Genomic DNA, 18,208 nt, shown 5'->3' on the forward strand with positions numbered 1-18,208 from the left:
CAAAATGTGGCGACAAAATTACTCGCAGACAGCGAATTAGGCAAGATAGAAACGCATTTTTATTGCAGAAAAATCCCCAGTCAATTGACTGGAGATAAGCTTAATTAAAAAACAGGTAATAAATTAAACAGAGAAAGGATATGAGCGACGGCGTTAATTACTCCGAATAAGATAACAAAGCCAATTAGAAAGCTACCCCCCGGAGCGCGATAAGAGCTGTCTGGGAAGCGTTTACGGCAAGCTCTCGCCATCATTGCTGGCACAATTACCGCCCATACAGTCGCCGCTAAACCGGCAAAACCAATCGCATATAAGAATCCATTCGGTAGCAACAAAGCCAATACAGTCGGGGGTAAAAAGGTGACGACTGCCGATTTAAAGCGGCCGGTACCATTGTCTTTGAATTTAAAAAAGTCGGCTAAATAATCAAATAATCCCAGCGTTACGCCTAAAAATGAGCTGGCGAGCGCCATATAGGAGAACAAGGTTAAAAATTTAGAGACTGTACTATTGCCAGTGGATGTGTCCATTTGGCGTAATAATGCATCAATATTGCCGCCTTCAGCAATAATTTGCTTAAACGAATCGCGAGAGATATTCCCCTGAATCACATACTGCCACAGGATATAAATCACCAATGCAATTAAAGTACCAATAAGTAAGCTGCGAACCACCGATTTACTGTCTTTACGGTAATATTTAACTAGCCCAGGAACATTACCGTGGTAGCCAAAAGAAGCGAGTAAATACGGCAATGCGGCTAAAGCAAAAGGCAGGTACTGGGTATCGGAGCCCGCGCTTTGATTAAATAAAATTGCCGGTGAAACTTGGGTAAACATTCCACCGACCGAGAGAATAAAGGTGATTACCATGCCGCCAATTAAGATGGTGCTTAGCCTGTCGACAGCGCGGGTTGATAACCATACAAAAAAAGACACTAATATTGAAAAGGCTAATCCAGCAACCATTTGGGAAACCGGAAATACCGTCGCTAGATTATGAGTGATAATTGAGCTACCGGCAGAAATATAGGCATAAGTTAAAATATACAACACGAAAGTGATGGATAATCCATTAATACTATTCCATACCGGCCCAAGTAAGTCTTTGACTATAGTATGAAAACTGGCACCTGCCGGATAGTTCATATTCGCTTCGAGGATCATTAATCCTGAAAAGAACATACATGCCCAAGTATAAATAAGCAGTATGATTGAGCCGGTAAACCAGACACCAGAAGTAACAATAGGGATTGAAAACATACCGGCACCGACAGCGGTACCTGCAATTATCATTGCACCTCCAATGACGGAAGGGCGTTTTAGCTGTGTCATTACGTCAGCTGACATGTGGACTCCTGATTATCCGTTTCTTTGTACTAGCTCAATGATACAAGTAAGGTATGTTAATGTAAACTAATAATATTCTTAATCGGATAAATTATGCTCACTTAGTCAATATAATCTAATAATGTCGCGATATGATAAATAAAGGATGCGTGATAAAACTCGCTCTATGTGATTTTTGCCCGCTTATAAGGTGAGATATAGGACGAGTTAATAGAGAGTTTGATGGCTGGAAAGCGGCAAGATAACTTGTGGCTATACAACAGGCAGAGCGTTGATTAACGCGACGCGCAATAGAATTGGCCCTGTTGCCAAAGTGCAATTGCAGTACGACTGGCTTCAAAATGTGGTTCTGGTAAATTATTGGGATCGACCCACATTAGCTGAGCACATTTCTCCGGTTCCATAATTCGTGGCGCCGGTTCTCCAGTATATTCTGCATGTAAACATACAGAAATGGTATGTTTACCCTCTTCTTGGTAAGTTGTTAGATTATTTGATAGGCCGAAAACGTGAGGGTCGATAATCTGAATGCCAACTTCTTCGGCAATTTCTCGGATAGCACCGGCTTCAAAGGTTTCCCCCGCTTCAAGGTGACCGCCGAAAATAGACCAGTAAGGAGCATGTTTACTGCTGCGTTTGCCCACCAATATTTTTCCTTGATGATTGCTAATAATGACGCCAATACCAACGACGACTGACATGTGCTGTTCTCTTTTATATTAATTAAATGGGTAGCGCTAGAATAGCATTGCTCAGCGTGAAATATCACTGAGGTAATTGTGTTTTTAATGATATAACTATAATTTGTAGGAAATTATTTACTGTTAATGATTGGCTGATAACTATTTACTAAAAACTGGTCATTAATCAATAACGTTGTATTGCTGTGATCTGCTAAAAATGGAGAATTCCGGTTATGACCCGCCGCGTTGCTACAATTACATTAAATCCTGCCTATGATCTCATTGGGCTTTGTCCTGAAATTGAAGTGGGTGAAGTGAATTTGGTTAGAACCGCTAGCCTAAATTCGGGGGGCAAGGGGATCAATGTTGCCAAAGTATTGCGAGATCTCGGCGTTGATATCACCGTTAGCGGCTTTATGGGCAAAGAGAACCAAGAAGAATTCCAACACTTTTTTAGTGAAAATGGTATGGCTAACCGTTTTTATATAGTCCCCGGCCGTACTCGGATTAACGTCAAGTTAACCGAGAAAAATAGCGACTCCACCGATTTTAATTTTTCAGGCTTTGAAATAAGCAAAGAAGATTGGAACCGGTTCTCTAGTGAATCACTCAGTTGGTTAGGGCATTTCGATATGGTGATTGTGAGCGGTAGCCTACCGAAAGGGGTTGATTTAGCTGATTTTACCCGTTGGATGACTAAACTACGTCAATTGTGCCCATGCATTATTTTTGACAGCAGCCGTGAGGCCTTAACAGCAGGCTTGCAAGCTTCTCCGTGGTTAGTGAAACCGAATCGTCACGAATTAGAAATGTGGGCAGGACGCAAATTACCCGAATTAAAAGATGTAATTGCCGCGGCTCATGAATTGCGTGATAAAGGTATTGCTCATGTGGTCATTTCTCTGGGCGAAGAGGGCGCATTATGGGTGAATGCTTCCGGTTCTTGGCTAGCTAAACCGCCACATTGTGAGGTAATAAGCACGGTGGGGGCGGGAGACTCAATGGTTGCAGGGCTGGTTTATGGCCTACTCAATGGTGAAACTAGTTCACATACTTTGCGTATGGCAACCGCTATTTCTGCGCTTTCTGTGTCGCAGCCTGATGTCGGTTTAACCAATCGCAACAAACTCGCTGAAATGATGAATAAAATCACACTGCAATCGATTTAGTCATATATTAGATTAGTATTCGGCGAGCTATTATTTATTAATTAAATCAATTTATTGCTGGATTATGTGCTGAAAATTAAAAAGCCTGATCAGCTTGATCCCGTCAAGTGGGATACTTCATTGTGATCGGGCTTTGATATAAGATAAAATTGAATTATTTAGTCAATCACAGGAGAGCTATTCATCAATAGCCCCTATTTCAAGCTTGTTGTGCTTTTAACCAGGCAATTTCTTCTGGCCAAATATCCGGATTAATAGTTTCTAAAATAAGCGGAATATGATCAAACCGAGCATCCTGCATAATATAGCGAAAAGGTGTATGGCCAATATTGCCCATTCCTAAGCTGTGATGGCGGTCAACTCGGCTGGCATATTCACTTTTTGCATCATTTAAATGCATAGCTTTGAGATACTCGAAGCCGACAATGTCAGAAAATTGCTGGAAAGTAAGTTCACAATTTTCAACAGTACGCAGATCATAGCCCGCAGCAAACGCATGACAAGTATCGATACATACTCCAACACGTTGTTTATCTTCTACTTTATCTATAATCGCAGCCAGATGCTCAAATTTGAATCCTAAATTAGTTCCTTGCCCAGCTGTATTTTCGATGACTGCGGTAACTCCCTCGGTTTTATCTAATGCAATGTTGATTGATTCCGCTATCCGCGCTAAGCAGGCATCGATATCAATTTTATGCAAATGGCTGCCGGGGTGGAAATTCAATAACCCAATACCTAATTGCTCACAGCGTTGAATTTCATCGATAAAGGCCAGGCGTGATTTTTCTAATGCTTCGGCTTCGGGATGCCCTAAATTAATTAAATAGCTATCATGCGGTAAAATTTGCTGTTTACCAAAACCGTATTTTTGACAGTTTTGTTTAAAACGTTCAATGATTTCTGGTTTTAATTCAGCGGCTTTCCATTGGCGTTGATTCTTGGTGAACAACGCAAAAGCGGTTGCATTAATCTCATGAGCGCGGGTCACGGCCTGATCAACTCCCCCCGCAGCGCTAACATGTGCTCCAACGTATTTCATCATTCACTCCTTATTTTTCGACAGTATGCCATTATAAGTTGAATAAATGAAATCGGCTGGAACCATTGAGATCCCAGCCGAGATAGATGATTGAATTTTGGGCTATTATCGCGATTAGCTAAACAGATATTGAATTGCCCCATTAATCGCTAAGCCGCCAATAATTAACCAAAAGAACAGGATTAATGCCATTAAAATTGGTTTAACGCCGGCTTGGCGGATGGCACTAACATGGGTCGTTAATCCTAATGCTACCATTGCCATAGCTAATAATATGGTATCTAAACTAATAATGTATTGAACCACTGTTGCCGGCAATAAATTAAATGAGTTAAACCCAGCCATTAAGATAAAAATTACCGCAAACCAAGGAATTGTAATTTTTCTCTGTTGAGGCTCTCCGGCATGAGCCTGTTGTTTACGACTCAAATATGCCGATAAGATGATTAAAAACGGTGCCAGCATCATCACTCGGATCATTTTAGTGATCACTGCGGCATTTTCAGCCTCGGTACCCACAGCATGCCCAATCGCCACAACTTGAGCGACTTCGTGTACAGTGGAACCCGCAAAAATTCCAAAGGTTTCTTGGTTAGCCGGTAACCAATCTAAATAGGCATTTAATTGGTATAACCACGGATAAACGAAGATAGCAATTGTACCGAAAATAACTACGGTAGATACTGCGACAGCGACCTTGCTGGCTTCAGCTTTTACTACGGGTTCGGCTGCCATAACTGCGGCTGCCCCACAAATACTGCTGCCGGCACCAATTAATAAGGTAGTCTGTTCATCCAGCTTAAATACTTTGCGGCCTAACCATAGTGCAATCAAAAATGTTGAAGTTAACGTTAAGGCATCAATTAATAAGCCGGTAGCACCGACATCGGTAATTTGCTGAAATGTCAGGCGAAAGCCGTATAAAATAATCCCTGCACGCAGTAAATAATGTTTAGCAAATTTTATTCCATCGTCACATACTGGTTTTACTTGGGTGTAAAAGCTATTACCCACGATGATCCCCAGCAATATCGCTAAGGTTAATGCCCCTAACCCAACATTAGAAAACCAATGTAGATTGCCAAGATAAATTGCGATAGCGGTGAGAATTGCCGCTAAGATTAATCCAGGGATCAGTGCAAACACTGTGGATAATCTTGAGGCCGTTGCCGGCATTTTAGTCTTTAGCTCTGTCATAGTTGGTCTCTCGTTATGCTTATAACGGTTAATTACAGTGATATCCCTCGGTAAATCTAACGTTATTTAATTACCTACAGATATCAACTTAAGGGGATATGTGATTTAGGAATAAGCATATAACAAAATTATTAATAAAATAAATTCATTATTCAAGTATAATTAATCGATAAAATAGATTATCAACTAAATGTTTGTAACTTACTGAGATATAGCTAATATTAACATTATCGTTACAAATGAATGCAATGTGAGCGAGGCGGGAATTTATGCGTATTACACTCAGGCAACTGGAAGTTTTTACTGAAGTATTAAAAAGTGGCTCCACAACGCAAGCATCGCAATCACTGGCGTTATCGCAATCTGCAGTAAGTGCCTCTTTGACGGATTTAGAAAGTCAGTTAGGCGTGCAATTATTTGATAGAGTAGGTAAGCGGCTAGTAACCAATGAGCATGGCCGCTTATTGTATCCCAAAGCGTTAGCACTATTAGAGCGAGCTTTTGAAGTTGAACAATTATTTAAAAAAGAGATGGGGGCAGTACGCCTAGCGGCTAGTACCACTATCGGTAATTATATGCTGCCAGAAATGTTAGCTCATTACCGCCATGATCATCCTGATATCCCCTTAGAATTGAATATTAGCAATACGGAAGAGGTGATCCGCTCAGTATTAGAATTTCGAGTGGATGTGGGGTTAATTGAAGGTGCGTGCCATAGCCCTGAATTAATTACTCAGCCGTGGTTAAAAGATGAATTAGTTATATTTGCTGCACCGTCGAATCCATTAGCCAATAGAACGATTAGCTTAGAAGATTTAAAACAGGCATCGTGGATTTTGCGCGAACGCGGCTCGGGTACACGAGATGTACTTGACCAACTGTTATTCGCGCAATTACCCGGGTTTCATATTTTGATGGAGTTAGGTAACTCAGAAGCGATTAAACATGCGGTACGTTATGGCATGGGTATCAGTTGTTTATCTCGCCGAGTTATTGCTGAACAACTGACTAATGGATCGCTGGTGGAATTAACTGTGCCTGGATTGCAATTATCTCGCCTCTTGTATTTGATTTATCATCGTCAAAAACATCTCTCTAATGGTATTCGTAGTTTGTTAAGTTATTGCCGTGAATAAATTTAATAGGCTTAACCAATCAATAGTTATCTTCCTATATAAATGAAGGAGGCCAGCTGTTTACGGTGAGTTGGTTGTATTTTGTGCAAAATAGATGGCGGTTATGATGGTTTTACTAATAATTTCCCCGCGATCATGAAGGTATCTTATAACAGGACTAAGTTTCTTAGACTCGTCAGAATGTTTTGCTAGAATCGCGGCATTATTAGTTAGAAAAAGAAAAACAGGATACTGATGTCAGAACAACCAACTAGCGGAGCGCATCCAGGCCCGCAAAGATTACGTCGAGAATTAAAATCGCGACATCTCGCTATGATAGCGATTGGCGGCTCAATTGGTACTGGATTATTTGTGGCCTCTGGTGCGACTGTGGCTGAAGCTGGCCCTGGTGGCGCGCTACTTTCATATGCGATTATTGGCTTGATGGTCTATTTTTTAATGACCAGTCTGGGCGAATTAGCTGCATATATGCCAGTTTCTGGGTCTTTTGCAACCTATGGTGCCAAATATGTCGATGAAGGTTTTGGTTTCGCTTTAGGCTGGAACTATTGGTATAACTGGGCAGTAACTATCGCGGTTGACTTAGTTGCCGCGCAATTAGTGATGACCTATTGGTTCCCAGATACTCCGGGCTGGATTTGGAGTGCGCTGTTTTTAGCGATTATTTTCTTGCTCAACTATATTTCAGTCAAAGGCTTCGGTGAAGCGGAATATTGGTTCTCTCTTATCAAAGTTACCACGGTTGTCATCTTTATTGTTGTCGGTGTTATGATGATTTTTGGTATCATGGATGGGGCTGAAGATGCCGGTTGGCATAATTGGACCTTGGGAGATGCTCCGTTTGTTGGTGGTTTTGCCTCGATGATTGGTGTAGCAATGATCGTCGGATTCTCGTTCCAAGGTACTGAATTAATAGGTATTGCTGCTGGAGAATCAAAAGATCCGGCTAAAAATATTCCTAAAGCGGTACGTAAAGTCTTTTGGCGTATCTTATTATTTTATATTTTTGCTATTTTGATTATCAGCTTAATTATTCCTTATACCGATCCTAATTTATTACGTAATGATGTAAGCGATATAAGCGTTAGTCCATTTACCTTAGTATTTCAAAATGCCGGATTGCTGTCCGCAGCGGCTGTGATGAATGCTGTTATCTTAACCGCGGTATTATCGGCGGGTAACTCTGGTATGTATGCATCAACGCGTATGCTGTATACCTTGGCGAAAGAAGGTAAAGCACCACGTATTTTCTCTCGTCTATCGAAAGGCGGCGTACCACGTTACGCACTGATAGCGACTACGGTGGTTGCTAGTTTATGTTTTGTCAGTTCACTAGGCGACGATAAAACGGTTTACTTATGGTTATTAAATACCTCGGGCATGACCGGCTTTATTGCTTGGTTGGGTATTGCGATTAGCCATTATCGCTTCCGTCGCGGCTATGTGGCTCAGGGTAAAGATTTAAATGACTTACCTTATCGCTCAGGTTTTTTCCCTATCGGACCTATTTTTGCCTTTGTTCTGTGCTTAGTGATCACTTTAGGACAAAACTATCAGGCATTTTTGGAAGATAAAATTGACTGGGTAGGGGCAGTAGCCACCTATATTGGATTACCCTTATTTTTAGTTATTTGGTTCGGTTATAAAGCGGTGAAGAAAACTCGGATTGTCCGCTACAAAGAGATGGAGTTCCCTACCTACCAAGAAAATTTGGATAAATAAAATCTTTTTTAGCGTTATTCGGTGATACAAAAAACCCCCTGAGATTTCATCAGGGGGTTTTTTTATATTAAAATAAAAATATCTTTAGACGAGTAAACGATATTCTAGATACATGATAGTCATCATGTGGTTGATTATTTATTCGGCTAAATCGAAGGAAATAGGATAAAAAACGACAATAAGCTTCACATTTATGCACTCTCTACTGATTTATGACGCCAATCGTATTGATAAGTATTATTATTTGCTTTATTGTTAGGGCACTTTGTTTTCAGGCAAAAGAGAGCGTATTCCGTGAGACGACATTTCACTCCTATCACTAAGACGATTAGTGTTGCATTATTGGCTGGCGTCGGTTTATTTGCTAGCGTTACTGCGTGGGCAACCACCGTTGTTGATGCGGCTGGCCGTACCGTAGAAGTACCTGATAATGTAAACCGCATCTTGTTAGGTGAAGGGCGTTTATTTAGTGCCGTCGCGTTATTGGAAGGTGATAAACCGTTATCTCGCATAGTGGGATGGCAAGGTGATTTACGTAAGCTCGATCCCCAAACTTATGCTGTTTATCGCGATAAATTCCCAGAAATTGACAATATTCCATTGATTGGTGGCACCAGTGCAGACAGTGTTAGCTCAGAGAAAGTGCTGACTCTAAATCCAGATGTCGCGATTTTTGGTTTATCAGGCCATGGTCCGGGTAAAAATAGTGAACTAGTCGGGCAGTTAGAAAAAGCCGGCATCCCGGTAGTATTTGTCGATTTTCGTAATGAACCACTTAAAAATACCTTACCTAGCATGAATATTCTGGGTAAAGCGCTTAACCGTGAACAAAAAGCGCAACAATTTGCTGAGTTTTATCAACAGCAACAAGATAGAGTAACCAATATTACCGCCAAAATAGCCGAAGATAAAAAACCGACTGTATTTATTGATTTACGCGCAGGATCATTTGAAGATTGTTGTTCTACTGCCGGCAATGGTAATCTCGGCAATTTTATTGATTTAGCCGGCGGTAAAAATATCGCTAAGCATGTATTACCGGGGCCGCTAGGCTCAATTAATTTAGAAAAAGTGATCGCTGAAGATCCGTCGATTTATATTGTGACTGGGGCAAAGGCTCCGGGCAGTAAAGAAGCTGGTGTACAGCTTGGGGCACAAAGTACGGTTGATGCCGCGAAAGCCAGCCTGAAAAAAATCACTGAGCGTAAAGGTATTAGCTCGTTATCGGCGGTAAAAGAGGGACGTGATTATGCAATTTGGCATAATTATTATAATTCCCCTTATAACGTGATAGCGACCCAAGTTTTTGCTAAGTGGTTCTATCCTGAGCAATTTTCGACCCTCGATCCACAAAAAACACTCGAAGAGCTACACAGTAAATTCTTAGCGGTTGAACCGACCGGTGTTTATTGGATAAGCGAAAAGTAATTAGGTAATTATCATGAGTATTACCACCGAACCTTTAGCCTCGATTAAATCGACGGTTGAAGAGCATGAACAAGGTATTAAAAGTCACTATCGCCAGCTGCTACGCCGTCGAGTAATGTTGATGCTATTGATTATTGCCTTTATCGTAGTATCGCTGATAATTGATTTCACCTTGGGACCCTCAGGGCTGTCGCTGGAAAAACTGTGGCAAACACTGACTTCGCCAGCATCAGTTGACGCAGGAACCCGGGTTATTGTGTGGGACATTCGCTTACCTTATGCCTTAATGGCCGTGGTGATCGGTATGGCACTGGGTTTAGCCGGTGCAGAGATGCAAACTATTCTGAATAATCCTTTAGCCAGTCCTTTTACGCTGGGTGTTTCTAATGCGGCGGCTTTTGGTGCGGCATTGGCAATTGTCTCGGGGATAGGTATTCCAGGGGTGCCTGATCAATGGTTTATCTCGGCGAATGCCTTTATTTTTGCTTTAATTGCGGCGTTAATGCTAGATGGTGTGACTCGCTGGACAGGGGTTGCGACCTCAGGCGTGGTGTTGTTTGGTATCGCATTAGTATTTACCTTCAACGCATTAGTCTCAATGATGCAGTTTATTGCCACAGAAGATACTTTGCAGGGATTGGTTTTCTGGACCATGGGCAGTTTAACAAAAGCCACCTGGATTAAACTCGGTGTGATGGCGCTGGCATTATTGGTTATTTTCCCAATATCGATGCTCAATTCGTGGAAATTAACCGCTCTACGTTTAGGTGAAGATAGGGCGATTAGTTTCGGTATTGATGTGCGTCGTTTACGCTTAGGCACGTTATTACGGATTAGTATTTTATCGGCATTAGCGGTGGCATTTGTGGGGCCGATTGCCTTTATCGGCTTAGTTGCTCCTCATATCGCGCGTTTAATGTTTGGCGAAGATCATCGTTTCTATTTACCGGCAAGTGCATTAATTGGTGCGGTAATTTTGTCATTGGCTTCAATAGCTTCGAAGAATATCATTCCTGGAGTGATTATTCCTGTTGGGATTGTGACTTCATTAGTGGGCGTTCCGTTTTTCTTGAGTATCATTTTACGTCACAGAGGTAATGTTTCATGATTGGTGGTTTGCAGATTAATCATTTCAATGCAGGCTATCCTAAGCATCAGGTGATTAATAATTTAACTACACAGCCATTGCCGCGCGGTAAAATTACTGTCTTGCTGGGCCCTAATGGCAGTGGAAAATCAACATTATTACGTTCTTTGGCTGGATTAAATAAAGCCACCGGCGAACTTTTGTTAGATGGACTGGATTTAACTCAGCAGAATTTTGCTCAGCGGGCTCAGAATGTGGTGTATTTGCCACAAACATTGCCGGCGGGCGTTCACTTATATGTTTTAGAATCCGTTATTGTAGCTCAACGTGCTTCTGGTGGCTTGAGTAATCAAGACAGCAAAGATCAAGTTATGAGTTTATTACGCCAATTAGGTATTGAACATTTAGCTTTATGTTATTTAGATCAATTATCTGGTGGGCAAAAACAATTAGTGGGTTTAGCTCAATCATTAATTCGCCAGCCTAATTTATTATTATTAGATGAGCCACTGAGCGCATTAGATCTAAATTATCAATATCATGTTATGGATTTAGTCGCTAAAGAAACGCGTCGCCGTAATATTATTACCGTAGTCGTGGTTCATGATATTAATATTGCACTGCGTCATGCTGAACATATTCTCATGTTAAAAAATGGCGAGTTAATCGCGCAGGGTGAACCTGAAGAGGTTATTACACCGGAAAGCCTAGCGCAAGTATATGGAGTACGAGGTCGTATTGAGCGTTGTTCTCAAGGCGTTCCTCAAGTTTTAATTGATGGATTAGTCAGTCATTTAGTCAGTTAGTCTGGTATCACTCTTATTGACGATGCTATTTAGTTTATTGATTTAAAACAAGATAAAATAATAACTGGAGCCTATTAGACTTTGTCATTATGGCTGGCTGACAGTGTCGTGTTTAGGCTGTATTAGGTTAGTAATATATTGCGTTATCATAGTAAAATAAGGGTTATTAAATAGTCTAAAATAATATTTATATTAATACATATTTGTCTTTTATTTATTAAATAATAACTCTGGAATATTAAATCTATTTTTATAATTAAAAGTGATAAAGGTGTTTATTTAACGGATAGATAAAATCCACACTAATTATACTGAATATAATAATAACATGTAATAAGGATGTTAACTCCTTATTAGCCGAGCTAATGTCATCGGAAAATATATTTAATTAGAATCTATACCTATTATTTAGGGCGTAGGGCAATTGCCTGCAAGCTAATTAATCTCGGGTATATTATCTCTCGGAGAATTGGGAATGGCTGTTTTTACGAAAAGAAAAATTGCATTAGGCATTATTACTGCTTTAACTGCCGCGTCAGCTTATGCAGCTGAAAATGAAGATACCATTTATGTCACCACTGCCGCGGGTTTCCAACAGAAAATTGAAGACGCTCCAGCTTCGATTTCTGTAGTGACCCGTCAACAGTTGGAAAATAAAGCCTATCGCGATGTTACTGATGCCCTGAAAGATCTTCCTGGTGTGCAGGTTACGGGCGGCGGCAGTAGCACGGATATTAGTATTCGTGGTATGGATGCCAAATACACCATGATTATGGTGGATGGTAAACGCGTGGATACTCGTAGCACCCGACCAAACAGTGATGGTTCAGGAATCGAACAAGGCTGGTTGCCACCATTGCCGTCGATAGAACGCATTGAAGTCGTACGAGGCCCAATGTCATCGCTATATGGTTCTGATGCGATGGGCGGCGTGATCAATATTATTACCCGCAAAGTAGGTAAAGAGTGGCACGGTAGTTTACGCGCAGATACCACTATCCAGTCTCACCGCGATTCAGGCAATCAAGGCCAGGGCAGTTTTTATGCTTCTGGGCCATTAATCGATGGATTACTCGGCTTAAAAGTTAATGGGTTGCTATCTAAACGTGGAGAGGACAAATTTGTTGGCGGTTATAGCGAACAAAAAATTGGCGCTATCGGCACTACGTTAACCTTTACGCCAGATGAGCAAAATACTTTTGATTTTGATTTCAAACATGACGAACAAGAACGAAATGGCTTGGCAGGTCGTTCGATAGAATTGATGTGTACCTCAGGAAAAGGCGCCAATAAAGTAACCAAACGTTGCGATGATTCAAAAACCACTTATCGGAAAAATAATTATGCTATCACGCATAATGGACTATATGAGTGGGGATCAACGGAGACGTTTATTCAGCGCGATGAAACTAAAAACCCAAGCCGTAAGATGGAATATAACGATACGTTAGCTAAAAATCAGACGGTTTTTAATCTTGGTGATCATACTGTTAGTCTTGGTGGACAATACCGCTATGAAGATTTACGCGATAAAGGTAATCAATTAGCATCAGCCAAAGACGTCGATAAATTAACCCGCTGGAGCTGGGCATTATTTGCTGAAGATGAGTGGATGATGACCAATGATTTCTCGTTAACCGGCGGTATCCGTATGGATAAAGATGAAAACTTTGGCTCACACTGGACACCACGTTTGTACGGTGTTTGGCATGCGACGGATGAGTGGGTTATCAAAGGAGGGGTTTCTACCGGCTATCGTTCCCCAGAATTGCGTCAAATATCCCCTAACTGGGGACAATCTACCGGTGGTGGTGGTGCTCCTGCGGTGATCATCGGTAATTCTGATTTAAAACCTGAAAAAAGTGTCACTGAAGAGATTGGTTTTATCTGGAATAACCAAGATGATTTAAATATTGGTGTTACCTTCTTTAACACTGAATTTAAAGATAAAATTATGGAAATTCGTCAATGTACCGACTCTACTAAAAATGATAAAGGAGAGACAGGGACGATAGCCAGTGGTGAGTGCATGTATGATGGCAGCGCGTACAAATTTATCAGTACTCGCGAAAACGTTGATAAAGCCAACTTACGCGGAGCTGAGCTGACATTAAATTGGGATATTAATACTGACCTAGCATTGGCAGCTAACTATACTTATTCTGATTCTGAACAAAAAAGCGGTAAATTCAAAGGTAAGCCGCTGAGTCGTACGCCAAAACATATGGCGAATGCCTCATTAACTTGGCAGACCACTGAAGACTTACAAAGTTGGACCCGCGTTAATTTCAATGGCAGAAGCAGTGAATATTTGTCTAGAACATCGATGTCTAAACAGCGCCCATCGTATACTTTTGTTGATATGGGGCTGAGCTATCAATTATCCAAAGAAGTTAATCTGGTCGGCGGTGTGTATAATATTTTTGATAAGCGTTTAACTAAAGATACAAATGATATTATTCTGGATGGTCGTCGTTATAACTTTGGGGTTAACTACAACTTTTAATCTTAGAAAGAATTCGATAACCTAATACATTACAAAAAGCTTACATGCCAGTGATATGTAAGCTTTTTTATTGCAATTAATGGGCAACATTTGTAGCTCATTAATTGTGATTAAGGATGAATAAAAATTCGTTCAAAAACAAATGGATATATATAATTATAAGTTATCGATAGCTAATCTGTATTTTGCATGAAAAATTATCATCAGAAATCTAGGATTTTCGACGATTTATACTTGCTATTTATGGTCAGGGTGGGCAAAATGCGCCATCTAAAATTAACTGATGCAAATTACCCCTGCATCGGTTTTTTTTTGCTTTACATTAATTCATTTTATGGGGCCGGACACCAGGCCGGATTGATAAACGATACACACGCGTAGCTTATAAAAAATAAAGTTACCGAGTTGAGGGATGCTTACATGGCGTACATTTTCGCATTAGCACCTGTGCCAATTGGCCACAGCTGCATTGATGACTACGGAGCTACTGGCTCTGTTAATCACCTATTCCACTTTTTAACTTCTTTCTTTTCTGCTTATAGGCAGATGCAAAGTCTTCCCAGTAACTGTCGGTTGAGTCGAATTATTAGGACAAAATCGAAAGTTATGGGAGGACGCGTTAATGTCAAATAATACCACTACTCATGCTGTCGCCATTGGTAAAAACCAGACTGGCGCAAATAATCGTGTCCAACTCGCCAAAACCTTGACGCTATTACAAGTTGTCATGATGGGGCTTGCCTATTTGCAGCCTATGACGATTTTTGACACCTTTGGCCTGGTTTCTTTGAAAACTGATGGTCATGTTCCGTCTTCATATGTGATTGCATTAATTGCTATCCTATTTACAGCAATAAGTTACGGTAAGCTGGTGAAACGTTTTCCATCAGCCGGTTCCGCATACACTTATGCTCAAAAATCCATGAGCCCACATATTGGCTTTATGGTGGGTTGGTCGTCGTTATTGGATTATTTATTCATGCCGATGATCAATATCTTACTGGCTAAAATTTATCTCGAAGCTATTTTCCCGAATGTTGCGCCGTGGATTTTTGTGGTCGGTTTAGTTATTTTGATGACCCTTGCCAATCTGCGTGGCATTAACGTGGTGGCTAACTTGAATACGATTATTGTTATCGTTCAGGTTGCAGTAATGGTTGTTTTCCTTGGGTTTTTAATCCATGGATTGTCAAAAGGCGAGGGCGCAGGGGAGATGTGGTCCTTCCGACCATTTACTTCTGAGAATGCTCATCTAGTGCCGATGATCACCGGAGCGACTATTCTGTGCTTCTCATTCTTAGGTTTTGACGGCATCAGTTCATTGTCTGAAGAAACTCCGAATGCCGGTAATGTGATCCCGAAAGCTATCTTCCTGACAGCGCTTATTGGTGGGATTATCTTTATCGCGGTGTCTTACTTCTTACAATTGTATTTCCCAGATGTTTCTCATTTTATCAATCCAAATGAGTCACAACCTGAAATTATGCTGTATGTGGCAGGCGCGCTGTTCCAGTCAATCATTCTAGTCTTCTCTTGTGTTACCGTACTGGCTTCGGGTATGGCGTCACACGCAGGGGTATCTCGACTAATGTATGTTATGGGCCGTGATGGAGTGTTCCCTCAAAAAACATTTGGTTATGTACACCCAAGATGGCGTACACCGGCATTTAACGTTATTTTAGTTGGTGCATTGGCGTTGAGTGCTATCTGGTTCGATATGGAAATTGCGACCGCGCTAATTAATTTTGGAGCGTTGATTGCTTTTACCTTCGTTAACTTGTCGGTTATTTCTCAGTTCTATTTCCGTGAGCGTCGTAGTACCACACTGATGGACAAAGTGAACTACTTGATTTTACCTATCATCGGGGCATTAACTGTCTGTGTGCTGTGGGTTAATCTGGAAGAAAATTCGATGATGCTAGGGTTAGCGTGGGCAGCGATAGGCTTCACCTATATGGCGATTATTACTCGCCGCTTCCGTCAGCCATTGCCGCAGATGAACGAGCGTTAATTCAGTCTTAACCTGTATTGTTTTATTTAAAAACAGCGCCTTTGAGCGCTGTTTTTTTTTATCCAAATACCCATCCTCGCTATTTTCTGCTAAGTTAATTAACGTGTTATTAATCAGTTGTAACTCGTATTATAATTATGTGATTAGCCATCAATCCGCAGACAGAGACAGATCCCAAGACAATCCACAGGGTGAGAATAAATAATAATGAATGATGTTAAAAGTTCAGCAAATCAACGATTACTGCTTACATTAAAAAATATTGTCGGTAACAAACATTTACTGACAGAGCCTCATAAAACAGAACGCTATCGTAAAGGATTCCGTTCCGGTTTCGGGGATGCACTGGCTGTCGTTTTTCCCGGTACATTACTTGAGCAATGGCGGGTATTTAAAGCCTGCGTTGAGGCGGATAAAATCGTATTAATGCAGGCTGCCAATACGGGATTAACCGAAGGCTCAACGCCCAGCGGTAACGACTATGATCGCGATATTGTGATTATTAGTACGTTACGATTAGATAAAATACACATTTTGGGCGAGCATAACCAAGTGGTCGCTTTTCCGGGCAGTACTTTATACCATCTCGAAAAAATTCTGAAACCGTTAGGTCGTGAGCCTCATTCACTGATTGGATCTTCTTGCATAGGTGCATCGGTTATCGGCGGTATTTGTAATAGCTCGGGCGGCTCGCTAGTACGCCGAGGCCCCGCGTATACTGAATTAGCACTGTATGGACGCGTTAACGATGAAGGCCAAGTTGAATTAGTGAATCATCTGGGTATTGAGCTGGGTGAAACCCCAGAACAAATTTTAACTAATCTTGAAAATCGTCATTATCGCAGTGAAGATGTTCAAGCAAGTTCAAAACTGGCTTCTGATCATGAATATGCCCAGCGTGTCAGAGATATTGATGCAGACAGTCCATCACGATTTAACTCCGATGAACGCCGTTTATTTGAAGCTTCAGGCTGTGCGGGTAAATTAGCCGTTTTTGCGGTACGTTTAGATACCTTCCCCGCAGATACTTCAACTCAAGTTTTTTATATTGGTTCTAATAATCCTAACGAATTAGAAGACGTTCGTCGCCATATTTTAGCTAATTTTGAAAGCTTACCTGTGGCGGGTGAATATATGCATCGCAATTGCTTTGATATTGCCGAAGTCTACGGCAAAGATACCTTTTTGATGATTGATAAGCTTGGTACCGATAAAATGCCAGCATTTTTCACGCTTAAAGGGCGTGTCGATGCGGTGCTAAATAAACTGCCTTTGCTACCCGCTAATTTCTTGGATAGAACGCTGCAATTTTTCAGTAAATTATGGCCATCACATTTGCCACCCCGTATGAAAGAGTTTCGTGATAAATATGAACATCATTTGATGTTAAAAATGGCGGGTACCGGGATAGATGAAGCGAAGTCATGGTTAAAAACTTACTTTGCTCAGGCCGAGGGGGGATATTTTGAATGTACCCCAGAAGAAGGAGCGAAAGCCTTTTTACATCGCTTTGCAGCAGCAGGCGCAGCGGTACGTTATCATGCGGTTCATAGTAACGAGGTGGAAGATGTTTTACCGCTAGATATCGCGCTGCGCCGTAATGACCGTGATTGGTTTGAAAAATTACCGCCAGAAATTGAAAAATTATTAGTTAATAAATTGTATTGTGGCCATTTTATGTGTCATGTCATGCACCAAGATTATATTGTGAAAAAAGGCGTTGATCTTAAAGAACTGAAACAAAAGATGCTCGAGTTACTAGATTCACGGGGTGCTCAATATCCTGCTGAGCATAATGTGGGGCATTTGTATCAAGCACAGCCACAAGTTAAAGCTTTTTATCGACAGGCCGACCCGACTAATACGATGAATCCGGGGATTGGTAAAACCACTAAACGTAAAAATTGGGAAGGAGATTGTGGGTGTGCTACGCTACATCAAACTCATCAGTCTCAGAAACATCAAGAGTAATTATTGATGATCGACGAATGTCATGCGGTTACTCAGTCGCTAATTTACGCTTTAGTTAATGGGGTTTATATTTATATCACATTGATTTATTGAGTTTAGCT

At 41.1% G+C, this 18,208-nt stretch carries 13 protein-coding genes; 9 read left to right on the plus strand and 4 right to left on the minus strand.

Translation table 11 applies throughout. From position 1 onward, the window contains the following. Nucleotides 1–104 precede the first annotated feature (104 nt). Together mtr and M992_RS08425 are read right to left on the minus strand one after the other, a co-directional pair. Nucleotides 105–1,349, minus strand: coding sequence for a tryptophan permease (mtr, locus tag M992_RS08420; protein WP_053908129.1), 1,245 nt, complete (start codon nucleotides 1,347–1,349; stop codon nucleotides 105–107). A 275-nt stretch (nucleotides 1,350–1,624) separates the two neighbouring features. Beyond that, entirely contained in the window at nucleotides 1,625–2,050 is a 426-nt protein-coding gene (locus tag M992_RS08425) for a nucleotide triphosphate diphosphatase NUDT15 (protein WP_053908130.1), read from the minus strand. Nucleotides 2,051–2,265: 215 nt separating this feature from the next. On the opposite strand from M992_RS08425, the gene fruK reads away from it, so the two are divergent. Then, on the plus strand, nucleotides 2,266–3,201 hold the full coding sequence (gene fruK, locus M992_RS08430) for a 1-phosphofructokinase (RefSeq protein ID WP_053908131.1): 936 nt from the start codon (nucleotides 2,266–2,268) through the stop codon (nucleotides 3,199–3,201). Nucleotides 3,202–3,400: 199 nt separating this feature from the next. Here fruK and nfo read toward each other — a convergent pair whose 3' ends face one another. Both nfo and M992_RS08440 read right to left on the minus strand, forming a co-directional pair. Beyond that, nucleotides 3,401–4,243, minus strand: coding sequence for a deoxyribonuclease IV (gene nfo, locus M992_RS08435; RefSeq protein ID WP_053908132.1), 843 nt, complete (start codon nucleotides 4,241–4,243; stop codon nucleotides 3,401–3,403). Nucleotides 4,244–4,357: 114 nt separating this feature from the next. Next, the gene (locus M992_RS08440) at nucleotides 4,358–5,440 is read right to left on the minus strand and encodes a YeiH family protein (RefSeq protein ID WP_053908133.1); all 1,083 of its coding nucleotides are present in this window, start codon (nucleotides 5,438–5,440) and stop codon (nucleotides 4,358–4,360) included. A 269-nt stretch (nucleotides 5,441–5,709) separates the two neighbouring features. Here M992_RS08440 and yieE point away from each other — a divergent pair, with 269 nt between their 5' ends. From yieE to dld, 8 genes are all read left to right on the plus strand, one after another. After that, complete coding sequence (yieE, locus tag M992_RS08445; RefSeq protein ID WP_053908134.1) at nucleotides 5,710–6,576, plus strand: DNA-binding transcriptional regulator YeiE; 867 nt, start codon at nucleotides 5,710–5,712, stop codon at nucleotides 6,574–6,576. A gap of 234 nt (nucleotides 6,577–6,810) precedes the next feature. Continuing rightward, on the plus strand, nucleotides 6,811–8,298 hold the full coding sequence (locus M992_RS08450; protein ID WP_053908135.1) for an amino acid permease: 1,488 nt from the start codon (nucleotides 6,811–6,813) through the stop codon (nucleotides 8,296–8,298). Between the two features lie 294 nt (nucleotides 8,299–8,592). Further along, nucleotides 8,593–9,726, plus strand: a complete 1,134-nt coding sequence (locus M992_RS08455; RefSeq protein WP_053908136.1) for an ABC transporter substrate-binding protein — start codon at nucleotides 8,593–8,595, stop codon at nucleotides 9,724–9,726. A 13-nt stretch (nucleotides 9,727–9,739) separates the two neighbouring features. Further along, complete coding sequence (locus M992_RS08460; RefSeq protein ID WP_053908137.1) at nucleotides 9,740–10,834, plus strand: FecCD family ABC transporter permease; 1,095 nt, start codon at nucleotides 9,740–9,742, stop codon at nucleotides 10,832–10,834. Next, nucleotides 10,831–11,619, plus strand: coding sequence for an ABC transporter ATP-binding protein (locus M992_RS08465; RefSeq protein ID WP_053908138.1), 789 nt, complete (start codon nucleotides 10,831–10,833; stop codon nucleotides 11,617–11,619). The genes M992_RS08460 and M992_RS08465 overlap by 4 nt, the downstream gene beginning before the upstream one ends. A 475-nt stretch (nucleotides 11,620–12,094) precedes the next feature. Next, nucleotides 12,095–14,125 (plus strand): ligand-gated channel protein, encoded by a 2,031-nt coding sequence (locus M992_RS08470; protein WP_053908139.1) that lies wholly within the window; start codon nucleotides 12,095–12,097, stop codon nucleotides 14,123–14,125. Nucleotides 14,126–14,747: 622 nt separating this feature from the next. Then, nucleotides 14,748–16,136, plus strand: a complete 1,389-nt coding sequence (locus M992_RS08475) for an APC family permease (RefSeq protein WP_053908140.1) — start codon at nucleotides 14,748–14,750, stop codon at nucleotides 16,134–16,136. A 207-nt stretch (nucleotides 16,137–16,343) separates the two neighbouring features. Next, complete coding sequence (dld, locus tag M992_RS08480; RefSeq protein WP_053908141.1) at nucleotides 16,344–18,107, plus strand: D-lactate dehydrogenase; 1,764 nt, start codon at nucleotides 16,344–16,346, stop codon at nucleotides 18,105–18,107. Nucleotides 18,108–18,208: the final 101 nt, after the last annotated feature.

Origin of the sequence: Moellerella wisconsensis ATCC 35017 (genome assembly GCF_001294465.1) — a bacterium.
Lineage (GTDB): Bacteria > Pseudomonadota > Gammaproteobacteria > Enterobacterales > Enterobacteriaceae > Moellerella > Moellerella wisconsensis.

Bases quoted from the DNA above. Each gene is read 5' to 3' on its own strand.
- mtr (WP_053908129.1), bottom strand. From the start codon at position 1,349: ATGTCAGCTGACGTAATGACACAGCTAAAACGCCCTTCCGTCATTGGA.
- fruK (WP_053908131.1), top strand. From the start codon at position 2,266: ATGACCCGCCGCGTTGCTACAATTACATTAAATCCTGCCTATGATCTC.
- dld (WP_053908141.1), top strand. From the start codon at position 16,344: ATGAATGATGTTAAAAGTTCAGCAAATCAACGATTACTGCTTACATTA.
- M992_RS08425 (WP_053908130.1), bottom strand. From the start codon at position 2,050: ATGTCAGTCGTCGTTGGTATTGGCGTCATTATTAGCAATCATCAAGGA.
- nfo (WP_053908132.1), bottom strand. From the start codon at position 4,243: ATGAAATACGTTGGAGCACATGTTAGCGCTGCGGGGGGAGTTGATCAG.
- M992_RS08465 (WP_053908138.1), top strand. From the start codon at position 10,831: ATGATTGGTGGTTTGCAGATTAATCATTTCAATGCAGGCTATCCTAAG.
- M992_RS08475 (WP_053908140.1), top strand. From the start codon at position 14,748: ATGTCAAATAATACCACTACTCATGCTGTCGCCATTGGTAAAAACCAG.
- M992_RS08450 (WP_053908135.1), top strand. From the start codon at position 6,811: ATGTCAGAACAACCAACTAGCGGAGCGCATCCAGGCCCGCAAAGATTA.
- yieE (WP_053908134.1), top strand. From the start codon at position 5,710: ATGCGTATTACACTCAGGCAACTGGAAGTTTTTACTGAAGTATTAAAA.
- M992_RS08460 (WP_053908137.1), top strand. From the start codon at position 9,740: ATGAGTATTACCACCGAACCTTTAGCCTCGATTAAATCGACGGTTGAA.
- M992_RS08470 (WP_053908139.1), top strand. From the start codon at position 12,095: ATGGCTGTTTTTACGAAAAGAAAAATTGCATTAGGCATTATTACTGCT.
- M992_RS08440 (WP_053908133.1), bottom strand. From the start codon at position 5,440: ATGACAGAGCTAAAGACTAAAATGCCGGCAACGGCCTCAAGATTATCC.